This is a genomic window from Vibrio sp. 10N.286.49.E11 (assembly GCF_041469505.1).
GTDB classification, from domain to species: Bacteria; Pseudomonadota; Gammaproteobacteria; order Enterobacterales; family Vibrionaceae; genus Vibrio; species Vibrio crassostreae_C.
In genome coordinates this window covers 54,263-76,474 of sequence record NZ_JBFRKQ010000007.1, presented here as the reverse complement: position 1 = coordinate 76,474, position 22,212 = coordinate 54,263, and the positions used below count along the sequence as shown (strand labels likewise).

The following is a 22,212-nucleotide window of genomic DNA, read 5'->3' as shown; positions in this document are numbered from 1 at the left end:
TGTCCTTTTAGTTGTCTATTTGGAATGACTAATAAACAGGCATCAATAATGACTACAGAGCTGACTCTCGCAAGGAATACCATCACGATCACCATCTATTTTCACATTTGGACAGTTTGCCAAATAAAACTTTGCTTCATCACAAGATAGCATCTCACTACAATGCGTTTTACCTTGGCAACTAAACCCCATGTTCTCATATGCGGGATTTAACTTAGGCTCCAATACCAAAAGATACAAACCTGCGCAAATAAGACCGACGAAAAGTGCAGACAAAATAATTGAAAGAGGGTTAGATTTGGATGGTTCTATACCAACTAGTTGAGCACTCGAAGCGCTGAGTTTAGAGCCACTATTCGACAATTGAAATTCAACTTCATCCCCAACTTGAGGACGACGATAACCGTCCGTAAACTTCGATATATGAACAAAAACATCGCCCTCTAATTCATCTGAGTTGATGAAGCCGAAGCCTTTCTCATCAACCCAGCGAACAATTTTTCCATTCATAGCTATTCCTTCTTCAAACCGCTTTCAACTCTTGACTCATATCACCAACATTATGCAGATTACATTATGGCAGCTCAATAAAGGGCTTAGATTTAAGTAAAAGTATCTACCCCTTTAACGCATTACGCCAATACTGAACGGTTTTCTCCGGCACCGAGCCAGTCTCGGTCGCCGCTGATACTATGAAGTCACATAAGCGAGTTGCGACTTCTTCATTACCTAACAAGTATAAACTGCGAATGGCTCGCGTTAACCTTAGCTGGTTATGGTCATGATTCTTTAACCATACGTGATTAGCCGGGCTAAGTGGTAACGATGAAGATATTTCACTCCCGTTTCGCTGCATACCCCAAAACTCAAGCATCAGGTCAAGCACTTGTAGATGAGCTGTGCGGAGCGCTTCTGAATTAGCAAAAAGCACCTTATCTTCTTGAGTAACCAACGGGGCATGTTGATTAAACTTAGTCCCCTCATCTATTGGGAAGAACACTTGAATGTACTTATGGTCATGCTCCAACCAAAAATGATTGTAAGCCAATAACTGTTCTATATTTCGACCAAATTTGTCCGGCGCTTCACCAGATATAAAGCGAGCAATCTCACTCATTTTAAAATCCTACTGACTATAAACCCCCACTTGTGGGCGAATGCATTATTACGCAGTAAGCCGTCAAAAGCCTAGTCCTTTACGTTGTAAGTACCGATTTGGCTTAGAACTCCACGTCCCACGCGTTAGGAATCACTTTTGAATAATTTCGACTTACTTTTCTAACAAACGACACGGGAACTCTGCGACACATTTTAGCTCTGCTGTATGTTCAGGGAATCGTTCCTGAAGAAAACACAATGCATCCGTTGGCGTTGGCGTTGGCGTAGCGTATGAGTTTTAGACTAAAGCCAGCAACCAGTGTGTTAATAACTGAGTACCAAAACCTGAACGACTAAAAGAGGTAGGTAAAATAAGCAGCGAAAGATTACATCTTTCAAAGAAAAACCCTTCAGAAAGCGTCCTTCGGTGCATAGAATTTCAAGCGACTTACACTAGTGAATAATGTAAGTCGCTAACATAAGAGGCTAACGCAAGCGTCTGAACACAACCTGCTGGTCGAGCTCATTCTGATAGTCCGTGTAATCAAGACCTTGATCAAATATGTACTCAGTGACAAGAGTACGAATGCACTCAACCAATGTGCTTGCTTGCCAAGGCTTTTCAAAGTAACGGTCGATACCTGCTGCATTAATCGCATTGATGGTATCAGTATGAGTGGCCTGCCCCGTAAGAAGAATTTTCTTTGTATTCGGAAAGCGGCTGTCATGGAACACTTCGGTGAGTAACTCCACACCCGTTTTCCCTGGCATCACATGATCAGACACGATGACGGTAATGTGTTCGCCTTCTGCGTCAAGTTCATCAATGAGATCAAGCACTTCTTGCGCTGATTCACAATCTTCAATATTCAGCCAACTCGCCAGCGGCTCTAAATCTTGTATCACTGCGCTCAGTACTTCTCTCTGGTCATCGACACAGATTAAATTAAGCTTCTCCATGTTCACCCTCTATTGGTAACTTGATTCTAAATACAGTTTTAGAAGCATCACTTTTCACAATGATACTTCCGCCATAACCTGCCACAATCCGCTTAACTACTGATAAACCCAAGCCCAATCCAAACGATAGACCACCTTTTTTAGTGGTGAAGTTGGGCTGAAATATCTTTCTACGAGTCGCCTCGTCTATCTCAGGGCCGTTATTCGTGATCGTAACTAATATTCTTTTCTTACTTAATCTGGTTTGAATTTCTATTGTGGCATCGTCTGAATTCGACATTGCATCACAAGCATTCTTTACAATGTTGACCCAAATCTGAACGAGCTCTGTTTTCGAGCCTTTAAAAGACGGTAAATCCGCAGGGCTCAATCGCACAGACACTCTACGTAACTCACTTTGTAACAAGGATAAGGCATGATTAATGGAGTCGTTAATATCAACCGCTTCTTCGGTGTCGATATCAACTCTGCCAAGTTGTTTAACCGATTTTACGATGCCGACGGTGTGTCTAGATGCCAAACGCAAATCATGTAAATCACAGCCCATCTGCCAAAAACGAATCGCTTCTTCTGGTTTTTTCAGCCAATGCTTTGAAATAACGTCTGTTGCAGATAAAGCATCAATTGGAATCGCCTTTGCAAGAGAGCGAGCAATGTTTTTGTCTAAACCATATTTTCTTTCAAATTGTCGCCCACGTGTTCGTGCTTCTGACGACGACGTTTTCTGACCATGCATTAACCCAAAATCGAAAAATTGACTGGCTTCTGGATGCACTTCTTCAAGCAGATCCATGATGACCGTTTCAAGTCGACCAGATTTACTATTTACGACACCAATAGCGTTGTTAAGCTCATGAGCAATCCCTGCAGCCAATTGACCCAAGGTCGTCATTTGCTCAGCAGTATGTAACTTCTCTAGCGCTTTTTGTTTCGCTATCGCTTCTTGTGTTGCGCGGCGTTGACGCCGCGACAACTCATTGACAATTACAGGTGTGAACTGTGCGGTAAGAGGACCAAATTTACGTTCATCTTCTGCAGGCGTGTCTTTATCGATCCACGCTAACTCAACATCGGTTTTAGCAACAACCGTTGAAGATGCTGTCCAATTACCTGAAAAGAAGCTATGAACGCCTATAAAAGCCCCACTACCCGCGCTAAATACTCGCACTTGCGGTGTATTCGCATCGGTATAAAACCCTTCCAGTTCTCCACTAAACACATAATATAAACGAGTGTTTAACGCTGATTGTTCAATAATGGTGTTACCGGCACAGCACGTCACCCGACGTTCTGTTTGGTTAAAATAGCGCTCGATAAGTGCTTCTAGCTTTTGTTGATACACGTATCGTTATCCTATGTGACCAATTGAATGTAGCACCCACACCATAACAAAACTCAGTAGCACACCAACCACACCCAAAATAATACCGATTCTGGCCATTTGATTACTTTGCACATGACCAGTGGCATGAGCCAACGCATTCGGTGGCGTACTGATTGGCAGCGACATACCTAATGAAGCGGCAAAGGTCACAACCAAAATTAACGTTAGCTCACCGCCTAGTGGCGTGAGTGAAGCCATAGACGAACCTAATGCCGCCATAATTGGCATTAACAAGTTAGCCGTTGCGGTATGAGACATAAAGTTTGCCATTACCAAACACAAGAACGCCGCTCCGAACAACACCACATAGGGTGAGTAAGCATCAAACGGAATGCTGTGTACCACGAGCCTTGCTAAGCCAGTTTTATCGAGAGCTAAACCAAGCGCGATACCACCTGATACAAGCCACAGTACGTCCCAAGAAATCTTTTTCAGGTCTTCTTTATTGATGATCCCTGTGAGTGAGAACACAGCGACAGGAATCAGAGCGACGGTATAAGAGTTCATGCCATGGCTTGAACCCATTAACCAAAGAATGATGGTCAGCGCAAAAGTGACGTACACCGCAATGGCTTTTGGCGTTTTAAGGAATTTACCTTTAATACTTAGCTCGATTTTCTTTTGGTCAGCTTTGTACATAAAGCCGATTAAAAACCACGCTAACGCCATCATAATAACGACAAACGGCACACCAAATGCCATCCATTCGCCAAACGTAATTAGGTTATCTCCAACTAAATATTTAAGTGCGATAGCGTTCGGGGGGGTGCCGATCGGGGTACCAATGCCACCGATGTTAGCGGCAACAGGGATACAAAGCGCAAACGCTACACGACCGGGGTCTTTCGGGCCAAACACAGCCAGTACCGGCGTTAAAATAGATAGCATCATTGCCGTTGTTGCCGTGTTAGACATAAACATCGAAAAGATACCAGTGATCAACATTAAGCCGAGCATCACAAACTTTGGGTCTTTTCCAAATGGCTTCAACAACACGCGAGCTAAGTTTACGTCTAATCGATACTTAGTGGCGGCCATCGCTAAGAAAAAACCGCCCAAAAACAGCATGATGATTGGGCTGGCGAATGTCGCCATGATATCGCTGTATTTTAACAACTCACCAAAATGCTCCTCCCCATGCTCAAACCTTAGAAAGATCAGCCCTTTATCCGACAACATCAATAATTGCAGAACGATAATAACAACAGACGTCGCGTAAATCGGGATAGGCTCGAACACCCAGCACAATGCCGCTAATAAAAAGATCGCAATAACGCGTTGTTGAATAATCGTAAGGCCTTCAAATGGAAACGCTGATAGCGGCATTACGAGGATAATGAAAGGAATTAAAATGGGGATAATGTATTTAATATAGGGGCGCATAGCACAAAACTCTTCCTGAGATAACAACTACTTAGAAATTAGATTTACAGCTCTAATTTAGATCCGACAACGAATTATCGAGCTCTCGCCACTATCTCACTCTCGGCTAGATCAATGATTATGTGATCACGATATCCCCTTTTTCGATTCTGTGCGCTACCTCTACGTTTGTATGCCATTTATTGTTGCAATTAAATTCAGGAGAGTGGTTTCTGCGTTTCTAGTCATAATCCGTTCCGGTTATTCTAGGTACTGTCAGAACAGATCAGTCGCTTAAGTCATGTCCATAAATTGAGGACCGCTTCTGAGTAACCTCTCAAATATATGAGTTAGACTTACTCGGATTGTGCGTGGTTTTGCATTTCCTTTTGCCGTAAGTTTATTTTCAAGCTCGCTTAGTAGAGCATGGAAGAAATAATAAAAAGATACCTATTCTCCCCCGAAAACAGTTCTACACAACACAACTTTCGACCGGCTAATAACATGACTATTGTTACATCTAAAAAACGTCCTACCGTTGGCATTGTGCTGCCTATGCTCAGTGGCTTCTACATGGGCGAGCTAAATGCAACCCTTAGAAGGCTTGCGAAAAACCATAAAGTCAATCTGATCTTCATCCGCTCGGGTGAGCGAAGAGATTTTAAACTTCCTATATATTTTAATCATCTCGATGCCCTTGTGGTCGTTCTCCATGCAGCGACAGTAAAGTTGATCGAAGAAGCTATAAACGCAAACATTCCAGTCATTTCTATTGGAGCAAGCTATGCGCCGCTGCCCGTTGAGCAGTATTATAGTGTGCAAAGCGATGGTGTCACTAAGCTCTATGAATGGTTACAAAGTCAAGGACACGAAGAAATCGGCTTTTGTGGCGATCTCACTGTTAATGATATCAGGTCTCGCTTCAAAGCGTATCAACGCACGGTGATTGATCATAAAGGCTCATTCAACCAACGCCATTTCTTCCGCGTGTCGAATTGTTCTCTATCTGGGGGACGAGAAGCCGCAATAGAATTTATACAGCGTAAATCCAAATGCACTGCGGTTATCTGCGCAACTGACCACAATGCTGTAGGTATGATGGAGCAACTGTCTCACAGCAATATCTCGGTACCTGACGATGTCGCCATCGTAGGCATTGATAATATTTTCGTCGGTCAACAATTCAATCCCAAGTTAACAACAGTAGACCAACAGCTTGAGCTTCTAGCGACGCAAGTATTTCACCGCGTGTTGGAACGTATTTCTGGGAAGCCTTTTAATAATGCCAATAATAGTGTCCCGCAAAAGCTCATCGTTCATCAGTCTTGCGGTAACACAAACCCAGATCTCGAACATAAAGAAGATATCAACTCAACTCGCCAAATCCTCTTAAATGTGCAAGGGCGTTCTCCCGCTGAGATATTCGAAAATTTCTATTCACAAGCACAAGGAGGTTTTGACTCAATTAGAGATGCTCAAAGCCTTTACGGAAACAATCTTGACTGGGCCTGTCTCGCTGAGTGTAATTCGGAGCAATACACTATTAGGAAATGGGTAGAAAAAGGCATGACTCAGCCAACTACCCTACCGCAACAAACAGATATTCAAGACGATATTCGCAATTTCCCATTTTTCGAACGCTATGATCATTTCGTTGCTTCCATTCTTCCTATCAACTCAGGGCAAGAAGATCACTGGAAGCTCGTCGCTGTTGTTGATTCATTGCAAGATCACCAAGATATCGGTACACAATCGGTATTCAACAATTATTTAGATATGCTCGCACTGTTCATCGAGCGCGACGAGCTTATCAATACAAGTAACAATCGTCAGAAGAACTCCCAACAGTTGTTGCAACAGCTCAAAGTAGTATCTAACAGCTCAAACGATGGTATCTGGGATTGGGACTTACTAACCAATACTCTTGTCTGGAACAGTCGGTTAACCAAAATGATTGGCTGTCAAGATACCTTTTCTGATCGTAAGTTAGGATGTGACCATCTGTTCCAATATATACACTCAGAAGACTTAGAACTTCTCGAGTCCGCCATTCATAACCACTTAAACGAAGAAGTACCGTTCAAATGTGAATTCAGGATGAAGACGCAACATCGCGGATATATCTGGGTTCATGCCAATGGCTCAGCGGTTCATAATGCAGAAGGGCAGGCTGTGCGCTTCATTGGCTCAATGACGGATGTAACTCAAGAGCGAGAAGATGCGGAAAAGATTCAACACATGGCGTATTATGATGCGCTTACTGGCATCGCTAATCGCCGGAAAATAATGGAAAGCATCGCGCAACACATTGTGAATCGACCTAACCAAAAACGCGCGGTCATGTTGATGGATCTTAACCGTTTTAAGATTATCAACGACTCTTTTGGTCATCACGTCGGTGATGCACTTCTTTGCCACGTGACCAAACATATTCAGAACGTGCTATCAAGTGAACACCTTGTCGCACGTTTGGGAGGTGACGAATTCTTGTTTTTGTGTAATGTCAGTTCCGAAGCAGACATCAACGCACTCGCCACGCAGATTTTAAATGCCGTTCAAAACCCATTGATCGTTGATGATATTGAGATTATCAGCCAAGGAAGCCTAGGCATCGCTATGTATCCTTATGATGGCGTAAGTGCCGAAGAATTAATTAAGCAGGCCGACATTGCCATGTATCAAGCTAAAAAGCTGGGAGGACAAAGCTATCTCAACTTTCAAAGGTCAATGGCAAAAGAGACGGAAAACATAATCGAAATAGAGCACCAACTCAGTCGTGCCATCGCTCAACAAGAAATAAAGGTGCACTACCAACCTCAATATTGTGGGCAAGATGAAAAGATTACTGCTGTTGAAGCACTAGCAAGATGGGAATCTCCAACATTGGGGGATGTCCCTCCTGACCAGTTTATCGAGGTTGCTGAATCAGCTGGCCTAATCAGCAAGCTTGGTGAATGTATCATTCATCGAGTTTGTAAGGATGTTGAAGGATCTGAATGGCTACAAACCATGAGCCATATTTCCATTAATATCAGTGCAAAACAGCTGATACAGCCTCACTTCGCTCAAGAAATCATTCGAACTATTCGCCAATACCAGCTTCCTTTGACGTTATTCTGTATTGAGATAACCGAGTCAGCAGCAATTGTCGATTACGAGTTATGCATAAACTCACTTAAAGAACTACACGATGTAGGAATTTCTATCTCTCTTGACGATTTTGGCACGGGATTCTCTTCTCTATCTCTACTAAAGCAACTTCCACTAAGTGAAGTAAAGATCGACCGTTCATTTATCTCTGACATAACTCAAGGGCAGACCAACTTAGACTTCGTCAACACTATGATCATGATGGGTAAAAGCTTGGGCTATCGTGTTGTAGCTGAAGGGGTGGAAACTGCTGATCATAACCAACGCCTAAACGGACTGGGGATAGATCTGCTGCAAGGTTATTACTTCAGTAAACCTCGACCATTAAGTGAACTGGAATCAGAAGTGGCTATCAAATTGACTAGAGCTTAACCGTGGCACAACGGCATTATTTAAAAGTAATGCCATTCTTATTCACGCTTTGCGTTAACTTTACTGCCTATTGGCAGGTTAACGGAATAAAAATGAGCGTAAACAGTAGATGACATAAAGGTCGTTTAGAACCACAGATAGACCTCGTTGAGATGCCTTATCTGGACTACGACAAACAGACGTACTACCCCAATCAGACAGTTATCTTCTGGCCTCGCTACCGCTGGGGCGCAGGCGGGAATGCTGTCGCATCGTTTGCACCAGTCACTATTTCGCCAACAGAGTAAGTCGTTTCTTATTTAGTTAGGGCTTAAACGCTAGGCCCTAACTCTTCATTATCGAAGGTAAGTCAAACACAAGAGACCTGCTCAGAACCTAATTACAGGGAGTAATCAAACACAATGATGTCTTCTAAAAGCGGACGAAACACATCTTTCAGCGCATCATGCTCAGGGTGCGGAAGGTAATTCTGGCGGCCTTCTTCATCGGCGAATGTCATTAACACCGAGTGGGTATAACCTTGATTCTTGTTTTCAGGGCTGTCATTTAATCCCCATTCAACTGAAGTGACCCCTTCAACCTTGTTTGGCATCGCTTCAAACAGCATCTTTAGTTTTTGAACCTCTGAAGCCTCAGCGTTTTCTTTAAACTTAATCAGTAGAATATGACGAATCATTCCCGTTTCTTTTTGAGTCATTCCTTGTCCTTTCGAGTCGTTCGCTTACTGGTTTGTAATGCTTAACCAACACCTAATAGCGATCTAAATTAGAGAACAACAAAATGCCACACGTTACACAACATGCCAAGGCTAGATCGCTAGAGTTTATAAAATACTCCACAACCCAATAACGAAAAATGCTGCACCCGAGGGCGCAGCATTTCTCATGACAATGGTGATCACAATGACAATGGTAAGCACATCTTTAACGTTAATCACGACGACCTGTAAGCTGGATCGTTTGGTCTTGATCTACGTTCTTTTTGAATTGGATTCCGCCGTTAGACGCTTCATTTCTTCCTTCCAGTGTTAAGTCAGATTCAACACGCTCAGCCTTTACTTGATTACCTTCGCTTCTTGTCATGTCGATAGTCCCTGTATACGTACCGTCGGCAGCAAAAGCCGTGTTCATAGATAAAGCCATCAATCCAAGTGCGATTAACTTGTTCATACATCACCTCATTGTATTTCTAATTCTTTGTTCGTTTGGTATCTGTGTTTTTGTTGGAGTAACTTTAACAATCGAACATGAACCATAGATGTGAGCTATGTGATGAGCTGCCGCCGCTCGCAAAAAGACGCACCTTTGAATCAGTGGTTATTCCAAATGTTGAAGTCTACCCTGAAAAACAAACAAGCGTAGTTCAGCTTTTAACGGGTTAACTACTTAAAGGCTTAACTGCCTAACTCCCCTACCATCCAAAAAAAGAAAAGGCTCCCGAGGGAGCCTTTGATTAAGGTTCTAGTGACTATTCGCTTATGTTTTTATTTTAAAATGCTTCTTCGAGCGTTTGTTCGTTCTTTTTTTCTGTTTGTTTCTCGCTGGTCTCTACCTCTTTCAAGCGCGCAGTGAAGTGTCTTAACACCGGCGGCTCGTAGGTAAAATCGAGCCCTTTCACTTGTCCTGCATTCTCTTTCACTTTTTCGAATGCTTCGATAATGAAGTCCATGTGTGTTTGTGTGTAGGTCGCGCGAGGAATGGTAAGGCGCAACAACTCAGCAGGACATGGGTGTTGTTCACCTGTTGCTGGGTCGCGTCCTTGCAGCAAAGACCCAATCTCAACCGCTCTGATACCCGCGACTTTATAGAGTTCGCACGCCAAAGCATGTGCGGGAAACTGACCAGCCGGAATATGAGGCAGCAATTTACCCGCATCGACAAACGCAGCATGACCGCCTGCTTGCTGGCACACGATGCCCATCGCTTCTAAGCCATCAACAAGGTATTGAACCTGGCCAATACGGTACTCTAACCAATCTTGGCGCATGCCGTCATAAAGGCCAACCGCAAGACGCTCCATCGCGCCACCTTCTAAGCCACCATAGGTTGGGAAGCCCTCTTGCACCACACACAAGGTTCGACACTCTGTGTACACATCCATGAAAGCGTCGTCTTTAAAGCACAACAAGCCGCCCATTTGTACCATGGCATCTTTCTTGGCAGACATAGCTAAACCATCCGCGTATTTGTAAGACTCACGCGTGATCTGTTCGATTGTCCAATCCTGATAACCCGCTTCACGTTGTTGAATGAAGTAGGCATTTTCTGCGTAGCGTGCCGAGTCCATGATCACAGGAATATCGTACTTCTGAGCGATTTCATACACGGCTTTTAGATTGGCGATAGACACTGGCTGTCCACCAGCAGAGTTACAAGTAATGGTGCTCACAATGTAGGGAACATTGGCTGCGCCCGCTTCTAAGATCGCTTCTTCCAGCTTCACCACATCGAAGTTGCCTTTGAAATCCGCGTTCACTGAGGTATCGAACGCTTCTTTGGTATAAACGTTCTTCGCCACACAGCAATTCACTTGGGTGTGGCCTTGTGTTGTATCGAAGAAGTAGTTCGACAAGGCGACCATTTTGCTGCGATCGAGCCCTTTCTCCATTTCACGCTTCTTAATAAGAACCGGAATGTAGATCTGCTCTGCACCGCGTCCTTGGTGTGTTGGAATCGTCAACTCGTAACCGAAGATATCCTTAACCGCATTCGACAATGCGTAGTAACTGCGGCTACCACTGTAAGCTTCATCACCCATTAACATCGCGGCTTGCATACGCTGAGTGATAGATCCTGTTCCGCTGTCTGTCAGTAAGTCGATAAACACATCATCACTGTCGAGCAAAAATGGGTTCATGCCCGCGTCGACAATGGCTTGTTCACGATAGGCGCGAGTTGTTCTTTTTACTGGCTCTACAACACGAATACGAAACGGTTCTGGTAGATGTTTGAAGTTTTCCATAATAATACCTTTCAATACATTCCGATCAGGTCGAAATGTATTTTCTTTAGATGTCACGATTCCTCACTATTAAATTAATAGTTCCGTATAAAGATACACAGAAAATTAACAGTGAAAATAAACAAATTAAATAATGACTTATTAATCAAACCTAAACAGAGGCTAAGATAATTAGCGAGAACGACAAAAAACGAATACCCTACACGGAATAATAAGTGCGACATTCATACGTTCAAAGGTTATCAAAGCTGCTGATAGGTAAACAAAGCTCGCTGCTTTGCTGGCGCGTGACGCCCAGAGGGTACTACTCTGAAGAAAGGTGGAACGAGAGTTGGTGATCTAAGGTATACCAAGCTAACAAGGTTAGCCAAGTTGTTGATTGCCATTTCAGATACATGTTCACAATATATCCCTACGTTGAAATCAAGATGATCCGAAGTTTAAATATAGTGCAATTGTTTTATAAATACAGCTTAAAAAAGTATAAATGTGATCAATATTTAGAATGATGATTAAATACGATAGCGTGTTATATAAAATGTGAATCACAGCTGTTTATATACTATTAAACTAGTTCAGCGAGAACCTTAATAATATCAAATCCCTTTTGAAATCAACACCTCTCTAATAAGGGGCGAAGATAGCTGTTTTCTAAAAAAGCCATCATCTAATAAAGCCAAGATCCAAAACTCGCCGATCTAGAAAAGATAAATTCTGATGAGGCTCAAACCTCACCAGAACCGTATTCGCAGTGAATGACTTACTTCTTCTTCACGGCTTGCTTGATGGCCATTTCAGCCAGTTTTGGTGTCGCCGCTTTCAATACGCTGGGTGCCACCTTCTTACCCACTTTGACTGCTTTATTCAGATGGCCTTTAACCGACGAGCCTCTTTTCATGGCTTCTAAACGTTGGCGGTTTCTCTGAACGTTATTTGCGTCAGCGATACGCTCTATCAACGTCTGCCTTAAAGTATCTAAACCAAACTGTACCTTTTCTGGCGCAATCGCCAGCGGTAACACGATATCGGTTTGCAGCAATATATGATTGTATTCGAGCGCTTGAGCAATGATCTTCGCTTTGGTCGATGTTGGATTCTCTAAGTCATACGGTGGCTGCCAATCGTCTACAGGCTTTAATCTGTCTACCTGATTCACAACCGACACCACAATCGGTTTCTTGCGTGAGATGTTCTTAGGATCGTCATAGAAAGCATCAAATCTATCTTTCAATTGCTTATCCAAATCACGTGCAGACTGATTGGCTTTAAGCACCCATAGCACCACATCCGCTTGGGTCATCTCTTTCAGCATTAAGGCTTCGGTTTTAGGATTGCCATCAAGCCCCTGAAGATCAACAACGCGAACATCATTGTCGTCGACAAACGCGTTATACACCGTTGAAGTGTCGGTTGATGGCAGCACATCCACTTCTGCAACCAACTCTTGCTTGAGTGCATTGATAAGTGAAGATTTACCCGAACTGGTTTGTCCCACCAGCACGATTCGCACAGGCTCTAGCTTTGGAGCAAAGCGTTGTTCGTCGAGTTCAGAAACATCAGACACTTTAAGTGCCTCATCTTCAATGCTGAAACGTCCGCTGTAGAGGTCAATCGCCACCGCCGCAACTTCATCTAACAAGGCTTGTTTGGCGGCGTATTGCATGTCATCAACCACACCCCTTGTCATCGTTGCTGTCGCTTGTTCTCGTCCTAAATCAGAAATCACCTTGAGTGGATTCAAATACAAGTTTTTAAGGTGGTTACCCCAAATAGCCGCTTTGAAGATCTTCTGTCCTAGCTCACCGTATTTATCGTAGGCTTCGTAGCCCGCTTTGATGTAAGAAACCTTGAGATACTCAATGCCGGGGATATGCTCTCGCACTACCAATTTGTAGCGTCGGCTGACCTCTTCGAACAGCTTTAGCCCTTCAGGAATCGAAAAATCGAGTGATTTCTTATCAAACTTTTTCGCAACAAATTCAAGTACCTCTAAACCGGTTTGGTCTAGGTTACCCCACTCTATGTCGACCATTAATTGTTGGCGTACATGGTGTTTTGAATCATTCCAGATCGACAGTTCTTTTTGAGACCAATCAGCCGAAGCCTTAACCAATGCATCGTTGATATCAGCTTTTTTATGCTGTGATTCAGCTTCAGCAGTATCCTCGCCAAGGCCGCCACTCTCTTTATTCGAGAAAGACTCTTTATTTGAAGAGCGGCGTGAAGAGCGGCTTGAAGAATCGCGAGAAGAACGACTAGAAATGAACAAGGGAATGGTAAACACCAAGGTACTCACGGCAATGGCAATCGACATTTCGAGTAGGTAACCGTATTTGACCGCCAAGAACACACCAAAGCCCATCATGATAATGCTTGGGAAGATCGCCGAAATCAGGGCAATGCCCCAGCGTCCGCTCGATAGCACCGCCAGTAATCGAAATAGGTTTCTAATTTTCTTCATAACCCGACGCCGCCTTTCCTTTTTTCAGAGATTCTTTGTAGATCTTCTGCATCTCTTGTTCAGACACTTCTTCACCTTTGTTCTTATGATAGAAGTAAAAACAAGCCGCGCGACCTAAACCATAAGAGGTGCCGAAACTCATTGCCGCTGCAGCCACCGCACCTACCGTTTGACCATAAACTGGAATCAGCTTTATCAACTGTCGAGTGCCCAGCTTCATTCCGTATTGCAAAGCAAAGCTGCTTCCCAGAGTGCCTATCAACTCACTAAAGACTCTCTTATTCCATTCGACCCCATATTGATTGGCCAAGCTGTGAAGCATTTTGGCTTGAATCGCAGGTACCGACACCAAACCAACACCCGGAATCAGGTCACTCGCTGCGGCACTTCCTGCATACCAAAGCACTTCGTTTTCTACTTGATCAAAGTTGGCTTCTTCTTGCGTGGAATGTTCTTTGTCTTGCACCATCATTCCTATCACCGGAAGAATACTGCTCAGCTTTTCTAACAAGATGTCATAGTTGTAAACCGCTTCGCTGTTAGACATAGCGTTGTCATCCGTTTCGAAATCGACCGCTACCGATTCAAACTCTTTACCCCAAGCCTTCTCTACTTGGTTGTTGTTGAACTGAATTTGCCTTGCTCGATCTGGTTCACTGGAAGACAACACCGCCGTATGAACCAGCAACAAGTGTTTAATCTTCTTCTGTTTCTTAATCTGTTTTAGAGCCGTAAGCACAGCGGATTGTTCAGGTTCGTCGGCTTTCATTACAACGACTAACGCATTACCTGCCTGACCAATCTCTTCCAAATCCTCTTTCGCATCGTAATTCGCCTCACTTAAACCTCTGGTATCGAGAAAGCGCATCACCGGTTTGTCTTGCGGAAACTCATACGACATCGCCGTCATGGTACAAGGCGCAAAACCATTGCCAACTTCGACAGAAGAGTCGCCAGTCACCGCTTGAATAAACGATGACTTGCCCGCCCCCGTTTTGCCCAACAGCCACAATGTAGGAAGATGCTTGCGCTGATATTCATGGGCCTGAGTCAAGTCTGGGTTCTTGCTCGGATTAATGAAGTCTTTTATTTGATCAAACATGTTTAGAGTAACGCTCACTTGATGTTGAGATTCGAGTTGATGACAAAGCAATACTGACTTATATAATCACAAATCATATTAAACTTATGTTTGTTCAGTCGCACAGGTTTACAATGCCTAAATGCTTGTTTTTATTTGCGCGCTCATTTTTATACACGCTTTTTTATACGTGCGGGTATCATCGCATTGATTCGGGTACCTAACGAACATCAACAAACACAGAGAGCTCAAAGAGAAGTATGGAACAAATTTATTTAGCTGGCGGCTGCTTGTGGGGTGTACAAGAATTTATTAAGTACGTTCCTGGTGTTATCAGCACAGAAGCAGGCCGTGCCAATGGAAGCGCCCAGCTAACAGAAAACGGGACGACGCAATGCGATAGCACACAAAGCGACGGCACACAAAGCGATTACAATGGCTACGCGGAGTGCGTACAAATTGAATTTGATCCAAACATCACGTCAGTCACGATTTTGATGGAACACTTGTTTGAGATTATCGACCCTTACAGCTTGAATAAACAAGGTGTCGATGTCGGAGAGAAATACCGCACAGGTGTATACAGCACTAATGCAGAACACTTAACCGAAGCTAAGCACTATATTTCTTCAAGAGATGATGCCGACCGTATCGCTGTTGAGGTGTTGCCGTTGACCAATTATGTTGCCAGCGACGACATCCACCAGCATCACTTAAGTCACTTCCCTGAAGATCACCACTTATGTCATATCCCTTGGGATCTACTGCATAAGTATAAATCACAGTAGTCTCGACGTAAGATTGAGATGATCACGACCTAAGATCGATAAAGCCTCAACAGACATTATCTGTTGAGGCTTTTTAAGTGTTATGGTCAGGACAGCTATCGTGAATTGATTTGGTAGCTCAAGCCATTAACCTTTAGCCATTAGCCATTAGCCATTAACTAATAAATTACTTAGTCGTATTCTCAAGCACGTAGTCTGGACCCGCTGTTTCAGCTGTCACAACCGCAAGTTTAGACACGTCTGCGCCTTCACCTTGGTAAGCGTTAATGCCATTTTCTACAACGACTTTTGGTAGCTCAACCGAGTAGCCTTCGATCAGTTCAGAATCCGTTACTTGACCTACGTAAGTTTCGTCTGTGTAGGTTGCGCCGACTAATGGGTAATCTTGCGTTGCACGCACACTTACAAATTCAGGAGATTGCGAGTTATCAACCACGTTGTGTTTGAACGCCACATCAACGCCCGCATAAATGCCTTCCACTTCTGCGTTGTCAAACAAACTTACACGGTGGCTTTGGTTGCCGTAAACAATGCCCCACTCAGTGTCGACTAGAGAGTTATTCTCGATGGTGATGTTTTTCGGTGTCCACTGCTTGTTCAGCTCTTTGCCTTTCACCGATTGATCTAGCTGCTCACCATTCGCTACGTCGATAATACCTGTGTTAATAACAATGCCGCCACGTAGGTCAGCGTTGCCTTCGATCAAACCATCGCGGCCTCGAGTGTTTGCAATGTAGTTATTGCGAATCACATGATCTTCATCGTAGATACGGACGCCGCCGGTTAGGCGCTTTCCATTGCCAAGAATCATATTGTTCTCAACCGTGTTGCCTTTTCCGTGACGCAGTGAAATAAGCGCGGTGCTTTGGAAAATAGTATTACCTGAGATCGTGTTGTCGCCCGACTTAATCGAGATAAGCTCACGCTCACCATCCATATCGATCATCAGGTTGTTCACGAACTTAGAACTTGAATCCCACTGTGAAGCTTTAGAATCACCAATACGGATCGCTTCCCAGCTGTTGCCGTTGTAACGAATCGCTTCTTTGATATCGAATTCATTGAATTGGTTAGGCTTTTGATCCATGAAGATATTATTTGCGATCAGGTGGTTGTCGGCTGTGTCATCTTTTTGTACACCGATCAAAGTGCCGCGTTTTTGCTTACCTTCGAAACGGTTGTTGATGACTTTGCCATCTTTACCCCACAGAGAAACCCATAGGTACTTTGGATACTCAGAACGACGCTCGTCTGGCTCGTACGTGTAATCATGGTTGAAGTAGTAGAATGTTGAGTTTTGCAGCGTGTTGCCATTACCCATCATACGTACTGCACCAAAGCGTTCGTTAGGACCGCCCTCAGTAAATACCAAGCCATCAAGCGTGATGTCATCGCCTTTCAGTTCAAACTGAATCAAACCAGTGATCCACGCAGAGCCTGCTTGCTCAGCCTTGATAGTGATGTCATTCGCCGTGATCGTCACTTGACCTAAGTTCGCGTATTTACCGGCAGGGATAACCACTTCGTCGCCATCTTTTAGGTTTTCAAATTGTGCTTTAAGCGCAGCCACTTGCTCTTCCGAAGCAACGGCTAAAGTGTCGCCATCTACCTCTGTTAAGCGGTCACTGCTCAATAGGTAACTACGGTCAATTTCGCTAACAGCAGGCGTAGCTTGTTCAGCGACACTGACTACGGGTGCTGTTTTTTCTTGTGTTGTACAGCCTGTTGCAAAAGCGAGTGTGAACGCGCTAATAATGCTTACCGATAATAATTTTTTGTTCATCGTACATCTCACATTAAAGTTTGGATTATAAAAATGACGACCACCCGTTCAGGTGGCCGTGATGTTATTTAGGATGCGTATTAAATTAGCCTTCGGCTGGAGTCACTTCGTCTTGTTGCTCGACTTTGTCATCGACTGCTTTAACAAGTAACAGACCAACAGAGAACACAATCAAGCCACACAGAACGAATACCATGCGTCCCCACATTGGGTTTGGCAGTACGAACATAGTCATTACGCCCACACCCGCTACCGCGATAAGTGAACCCAACATACGACGTTGCTTGTTATCCAGTTTCTTCTGTTCATTACTTTCAGCAACTAGTGGCGTCGCTAGGTTGTTGAAGAACTTGTCTACGTCTTTCTCACGGTGCTCAGCAAGAGGCTTGTAGAACAGTGTTGAAAGAACAAAGAAGCCAGCAGTAAATATGATGTGACCGATAAGGCCGATAGCCACTTTCAGGTCAGCCCACTCACGGCCAGTTAGTTCATTTAGACCGAACCAGTTTTGAATCATGTCCGCAGTGATAACGAAACCAACGAAGTAAGAAACCACACCACCTACAACTAGCGTGCCCCAACCTGCCCAATCCGGTGTTTTACGGATGAAGAAGCCACAGAATGCTGGAATTGTCATTGGGAAGCCGATCAATGCGCCCACGTACATCATGGTGTCGAAAAGGCTCAGACCTTTAAGAGAGTTGATGAACAGAGCAACCAAGATGATCGCGATACCGAAGAAGGTAGACGTTAGTTTAGAAACAACCATTAGCTCTTTCTCTGTCGCTTTAGGACGAAGAATCGGCTCGTAGAAGTTCTTAACGAAGATACCTGAGTTACGGTTTAGACCTGAGTCCATTGAAGACATTGTTGCTGCGAACATAGCGGCAATCAGAAGGCCAACCATACCTGCAGGCATGTATTCTTGAACGAAGTAAAGGTAAGCGAAGTCAGCGGCTTTGCTGCCAGCTTCTGGGTAAGCAGCTGCTAAATCAACACCTTGACCAGCCATGAACCAAGAAGGCATGAACCAGATGATTGGACCAAGCGTCATTAGTACACAAGCAAGCAGTGCTGCTTTACGTGCGTTGTTTGAATCTTTTGCAGCAAGGTAACGGTAAGAGTTAAGCATGTTGTTGGTAATGCTGAACTGCTTTAAGAAGATGAACACAGCCCAGATGCTGAAGATGCTCATGTAATTAAGGTTGTCACCCGTGATGAACGAATCCGTTGGGAAGTCGCTAATGATCTGCGTAACACCGCCACCGTGGTAAATAGCAACGACTGCACATGTCACCGTTACTGCCATGATGATAACCATCTGCATAAAGTCAGATGCGATTACCGCCCAAGAGCCGCCCGTCACTGACATCACCAGTACAACCAGACCCGTTAGGACAATCGTCGTTGTCATATCAAAGCCGAAGATACCCGATGCGATGATTGCTAGACCATTCAACCAAATACCTGCAGAGATAACGCTGTTTGGCATACCAGACCAAGTAAATACTTGCTCATTCACCTTACCAAAACGCATACGAATCGCTTCAATTACCGTCACAACACGCAGTTGACGGAACTTCGGAGCGAAGTAAAGGTAGTTCATTAGGTAACCGAATGCGTTCGCGATGAAGATAATCGCTACGGCAAAGCCATCGGTAAAGGCTTTACCTGCTGCACCAGTAAATGTCCAAGCACTGAACTGGGTCATAAATGCGGTTGCACCTACCATCCACCACAGCATATTACCTCCCCCACGGAAGTAATCACTTGTCGTACTTGTAAACGTTCGAAACATCCACCCTATCGCAATTAAGAATAGGAAGTAGATGCCAACTATCAGGGTATTGAGTTCCATCGTTAGACCTTTTATTTATGTTTTTTTGTTGAGGTCACTATAAATAAATGGCAAGCATATTTGTACTACAATAATCCAAATGCGTGACAATGATCTTACAGTCTGACACTCAATTAATCATACAAGTGATCGAGTTCAAAGTTGCACCACCTAGGAGCGCAATTCCTCAAGTCAGTGCAGTTATCCGCACTAAATTTCGACCAAAACCCCGAAAAACATGAACAAAGTCTCTAAAAATCGAAGATTCATCGTTAAAAACTATTATTCTTGACGATCAAAGCTTAAAGAAGAGCAGCAAAAATATCGTTAGATATAATTTATAAAAATGAATTAAACCAATGCATTTGTAGTACAAATAAGATCGATAATTTGCTTTTAAAAGTTCCCTATATTAGGCAGCCAATAATGAAAACTTGAAAACCACTATTAGATACTGACAGGGATACACGGAAGTGAAATGCTTTTAACACACCCGTTACACTTTCCCCGTCCAATAAAAAGGTGTCATTATGAAGAAATACGTTCCAATCTTAATTGCTCTTAGTACGGTATCTTCTATGAGCTATGCAGCAACACCGCGTGAAGATGCTGTTGACTACTTACAGATGCGTAAAGGCGTGGCTTACCAAGTAAACCATTCAAAACCTTTCACTGGTCAATTTGAAGAGAAGTTCGATAACGGCCAAGTCGCGACCCAAGCTCAGTTTGCCGATGGCTTAGAACTTGGGCTAGAAACTAACTGGTATCCGAATGGCCAAGTCGCTTCTAAAGTGAATTACGTAAAAGGTGAACTGCAAGGCAAAGCTGAAACCTGGTATCCAAACGGACAGAAAAAAGCAGAACTCAATTATAAAGACAATGAACTATCAGGCACCGCCTCTCGCTGGTATCCCAATGGGGAACAAAGCTTGACAGCTGAATACAGCGACGGACAAAAAGATGGATTGGTAACGGACTACTACCCGAACGGAAATAAGGCCAGCCAAGCGAAGTTTGATGAAGGTGAAGTCGCGAACGGAAAACTTACTCGCTGGAATACTAACGGTGACAAAGTTGAAGAACTGACCTTTAAAGATCACAAAGTCACCTCTAAACAGGTGTGGATGCCTACAGAAAGCTAAGCCTCAAGAACAGCTCTCACGGAGCTCTTTGATATAACTAAACGCCTGCTGTTAAAGTTTGCAGCTACACGTCTGCAACTAAGAGACAAGAGAAGAGAAACGAACATTCATGTGATTAAGCGTGAATGTTCGTGGCTTTGATGCTGTAACAGACTCACTTGAGCGTGTTGTCATCAACCTAAAAGCCTATTCTTAAGCCGCGGTTTACACGCTTATTGAGCCGCACACGACTCTCTACTCAAATTTCAAATAAAAAAACGCTCATGTTGCCTGTATCAACATGAGCGCAAGGGTAGATCTTCGACTACCATCTCCTACCTTTCTAGATGAAAGCAGAAGTTATAATTAGAATAGTTGGGAGCAATAATCAAAATGCTTTCGCAAGCACTTCAACGATTTCTTCTTTGTCGCTGATGAGAACAACGGGTAACGATTCGAACCCAGTTCATTCCTATCAAGTTCATACTTATATAGCAGGCTATGTCACTACCTTGCCTACTACATTTCAAACCTTCTCTGATTGAGCTTTAAATCACCTCAAGTAAATGTCTCATGTTCTTAAAGCGGTGGATTTAATCCATTTAGCTTCAAGACCACTCTTACTTATTCGGCTTCACACCGTCTGTTCATGCAATCAACACAGCAAAGTTATGTGTTGCTAAAGAAAGTTAGTAAATAATAATGTATTACAAATAAAAATGGTATCTAAAGGTTCAATTTTTTGCTGTAGCGCACATTTATTGATGAACAAAACTCTTCAAAACCATGATCAACAGCCAAACAAATCACTAAAAAACATCAACTTAACGAAACAACTCGATTTTGTAACCCTTTGTAAATAGTGGTTTTGTCCTAACAACACGATCAAGTTCACAGATCATCACGCCTCGGATCGCTACCATATTTGTATTATTTAAATGCAAAACAAATTTGAAATAACCAAGAAATAATTTCAAAAACAAAATGCATTTAAGACAAGAACTACTCTATTTGGCTTGTAATTATGGCCAATACTCAACCATATAAATATGGAATTAATACCATGAATAAAACTAAAATCGTGATTGCTGTGGCATCTGTACTCGCTGCTGGCTCTGTATCTGCTGCGTCTTTCGATATGAGACACGAATACAAGAGTCATACAGATCAACACGCTACTCGTGTAAAACTTGGCGATAGCATTGGCAACTTCCTTGTAGATATCGAAGCGAAATTCAAGGGAGAAGACGGTAAATTCATGGAAGATTTGAAGAACAATGGTTGGGAGCTTGGTCTAAACTACCGTCATGTACTAAACGATAACTGGACAATGACTTACGGTATGCCAATTGAAGCTCGTGAATCTGGCGTTACATACAAGCCTCAAGTTCGTGCAACATACAAAGTGGATAGCGTTGATGGCCTAAGCCTAAGTGCTCGTTACCGTTACGATATGAGACAGAACACTAGCAGCTCAGAGTATCAATTCGATGACAATGGTGATGTTATTGTTGATAGTGACGGTGTTCCAATCACGGTTGATAAAAACGTTTCTAATCAACGTCGTCACCGTCTAACGGCAAACGTTAACTACTCAATGGAAAACTGGCGCTTTGGTCTAGAAGGTAACTACTACAAAGCGGATGGCTATGACATCTACGACAACGACGATACCAACTACGAGTTGAACGCAAGCATTCGCCATATTATGGGTCAATGGGCACCATATGTAGAGTTTGGTGATGTGAGCACTTCATCAACTAAAGCGACTCGTGAACTGCGTAGCCGTGTTGGTCTAACTTACAGCTTCTAATCGATAGCTACATGAATAATCTAAGATAATTACTGTCCTAA

At 43.4% G+C, this 22,212-nt stretch carries 16 protein-coding genes and 2 pseudogenes; 6 read left to right on the top strand and 12 right to left on the bottom strand.

Annotated elements, in window-relative coordinates:
- Positions 1–42: 42 nt before the first annotated feature.
- The 5 genes from AB4167_RS02145 to AB4167_RS02125 all read right to left on the bottom strand — a co-directional run bounded on the left by AB4167_RS02145 (position 43) and on the right by AB4167_RS02125 (position 4,825).
- Positions 43–510 carry a cold shock domain-containing protein gene (locus AB4167_RS02145; protein ID WP_372056914.1) on the bottom strand — a complete coding sequence of 156 codons (468 nt, stop codon included), beginning with the start codon at positions 508–510 and terminating at the stop codon, positions 43–45.
- Positions 511–616: 106 nt separating this feature from the next.
- Entirely contained in the window at positions 617–1,117 is a 501-nt protein-coding gene (locus tag AB4167_RS02140) for an opioid growth factor receptor-related protein (protein WP_372136058.1), read from the bottom strand.
- Between the two features lie 467 nt (positions 1,118–1,584).
- The gene (locus AB4167_RS02135) at positions 1,585–2,058 is read right to left on the bottom strand and encodes a response regulator (RefSeq protein WP_017063648.1); all 474 of its coding nucleotides are present in this window, start codon (positions 2,056–2,058) and stop codon (positions 1,585–1,587) included.
- Positions 2,045–3,400, bottom strand: a complete 1,356-nt coding sequence (locus tag AB4167_RS02130) for an ATP-binding protein (RefSeq protein ID WP_372136057.1) — start codon at positions 3,398–3,400, stop codon at positions 2,045–2,047. Before AB4167_RS02130 ends, AB4167_RS02135 begins: the two co-directional genes overlap by 14 nt.
- A 6-nt stretch (positions 3,401–3,406) precedes the next feature.
- A complete protein-coding gene (locus AB4167_RS02125) occupies positions 3,407–4,825 on the bottom strand; it encodes a DASS family sodium-coupled anion symporter (protein WP_372136056.1) in 1,419 nt (472 codons plus the stop codon).
- Between the two features lie 483 nt (positions 4,826–5,308).
- Here AB4167_RS02125 and AB4167_RS02120 point away from each other — a divergent pair, with 483 nt between their 5' ends.
- Entirely contained in the window at positions 5,309–8,326 is a 3,018-nt protein-coding gene (locus tag AB4167_RS02120) for an EAL domain-containing protein (RefSeq protein ID WP_017069971.1), read from the top strand.
- A 122-nt stretch (positions 8,327–8,448) separates the two neighbouring features.
- A pseudogene (locus AB4167_RS02115) lies at positions 8,449–8,559 on the top strand (DUF3103 family protein); the annotation flags it as partial.
- Positions 8,560–8,705: 146 nt separating this feature from the next.
- Here AB4167_RS02115 and AB4167_RS02110 read toward each other — a convergent pair.
- Both AB4167_RS02110 and AB4167_RS02105 read right to left on the bottom strand, forming a co-directional pair.
- Positions 8,706–9,023 (bottom strand): Dabb family protein, encoded by a 318-nt coding sequence (locus tag AB4167_RS02110; RefSeq protein ID WP_009846539.1) that lies wholly within the window; start codon positions 9,021–9,023, stop codon positions 8,706–8,708.
- A gap of 232 nt (positions 9,024–9,255) precedes the next feature.
- Complete coding sequence (locus AB4167_RS02105; RefSeq protein WP_372136055.1) at positions 9,256–9,495, bottom strand: hypothetical protein; 240 nt, start codon at positions 9,493–9,495, stop codon at positions 9,256–9,258.
- A gap of 81 nt (positions 9,496–9,576) precedes the next feature.
- On the opposite strand from AB4167_RS02105, the pseudogene AB4167_RS02100 reads away from it, so the two are divergent.
- A pseudogene (locus AB4167_RS02100) lies at positions 9,577–9,687 on the top strand (LysR family transcriptional regulator); the annotation flags it as partial.
- A gap of 127 nt (positions 9,688–9,814) precedes the next feature.
- Here the strand turns inward: AB4167_RS02100 and tnaA are convergent.
- The 3 genes from tnaA to AB4167_RS02085 form a co-directional block, all read right to left on the bottom strand.
- Positions 9,815–11,287, bottom strand: a complete 1,473-nt coding sequence (gene tnaA, locus AB4167_RS02095; protein ID WP_102394496.1) for a tryptophanase — start codon at positions 11,285–11,287, stop codon at positions 9,815–9,817.
- A 760-nt stretch (positions 11,288–12,047) separates the two neighbouring features.
- On the bottom strand, positions 12,048–13,748 hold the full coding sequence (locus AB4167_RS02090) for a GTPase family protein (RefSeq protein ID WP_372136054.1): 1,701 nt from the start codon (positions 13,746–13,748) through the stop codon (positions 12,048–12,050).
- Positions 13,735–14,850, bottom strand: coding sequence for a YcjF family protein (locus AB4167_RS02085; protein WP_372136053.1), 1,116 nt, complete (start codon positions 14,848–14,850; stop codon positions 13,735–13,737). Before AB4167_RS02085 ends, AB4167_RS02090 begins: the two co-directional genes overlap by 14 nt.
- A gap of 239 nt (positions 14,851–15,089) precedes the next feature.
- On the opposite strand from AB4167_RS02085, the gene AB4167_RS02080 reads away from it, so the two are divergent.
- Positions 15,090–15,617 carry a peptide-methionine (S)-S-oxide reductase gene (locus tag AB4167_RS02080; protein WP_372136052.1) on the top strand — a complete coding sequence of 176 codons (528 nt, stop codon included), beginning with the start codon at positions 15,090–15,092 and terminating at the stop codon, positions 15,615–15,617.
- Between the two features lie 166 nt (positions 15,618–15,783).
- Here the strand turns inward: AB4167_RS02080 and AB4167_RS02075 are convergent, their stop codons facing one another.
- Together AB4167_RS02075 and AB4167_RS02070 are read right to left on the bottom strand one after the other, a co-directional pair.
- A complete protein-coding gene (locus AB4167_RS02075; RefSeq protein WP_372136051.1) occupies positions 15,784–17,400 on the bottom strand; it encodes a polysaccharide lyase 6 family protein in 1,617 nt (538 codons plus the stop codon).
- A gap of 85 nt (positions 17,401–17,485) precedes the next feature.
- Positions 17,486–19,258, bottom strand: coding sequence for a sodium:solute symporter family transporter (locus AB4167_RS02070; protein ID WP_017067389.1), 1,773 nt, complete (start codon positions 19,256–19,258; stop codon positions 17,486–17,488).
- Positions 19,259–19,767: 509 nt separating this feature from the next.
- On the opposite strand from AB4167_RS02070, the gene AB4167_RS02065 reads away from it, so the two are divergent.
- Complete coding sequence (locus AB4167_RS02065) at positions 19,768–20,379, top strand: toxin-antitoxin system YwqK family antitoxin (protein WP_017061462.1); 612 nt, start codon at positions 19,768–19,770, stop codon at positions 20,377–20,379.
- 1,042 nt (positions 20,380–21,421) lie between these two features.
- Positions 21,422–22,171 (top strand): oligogalacturonate-specific porin KdgM family protein, encoded by a 750-nt coding sequence (locus AB4167_RS02060; protein ID WP_017069963.1) that lies wholly within the window; start codon positions 21,422–21,424, stop codon positions 22,169–22,171.
- Positions 22,172–22,212: the final 41 nt, after the last annotated feature.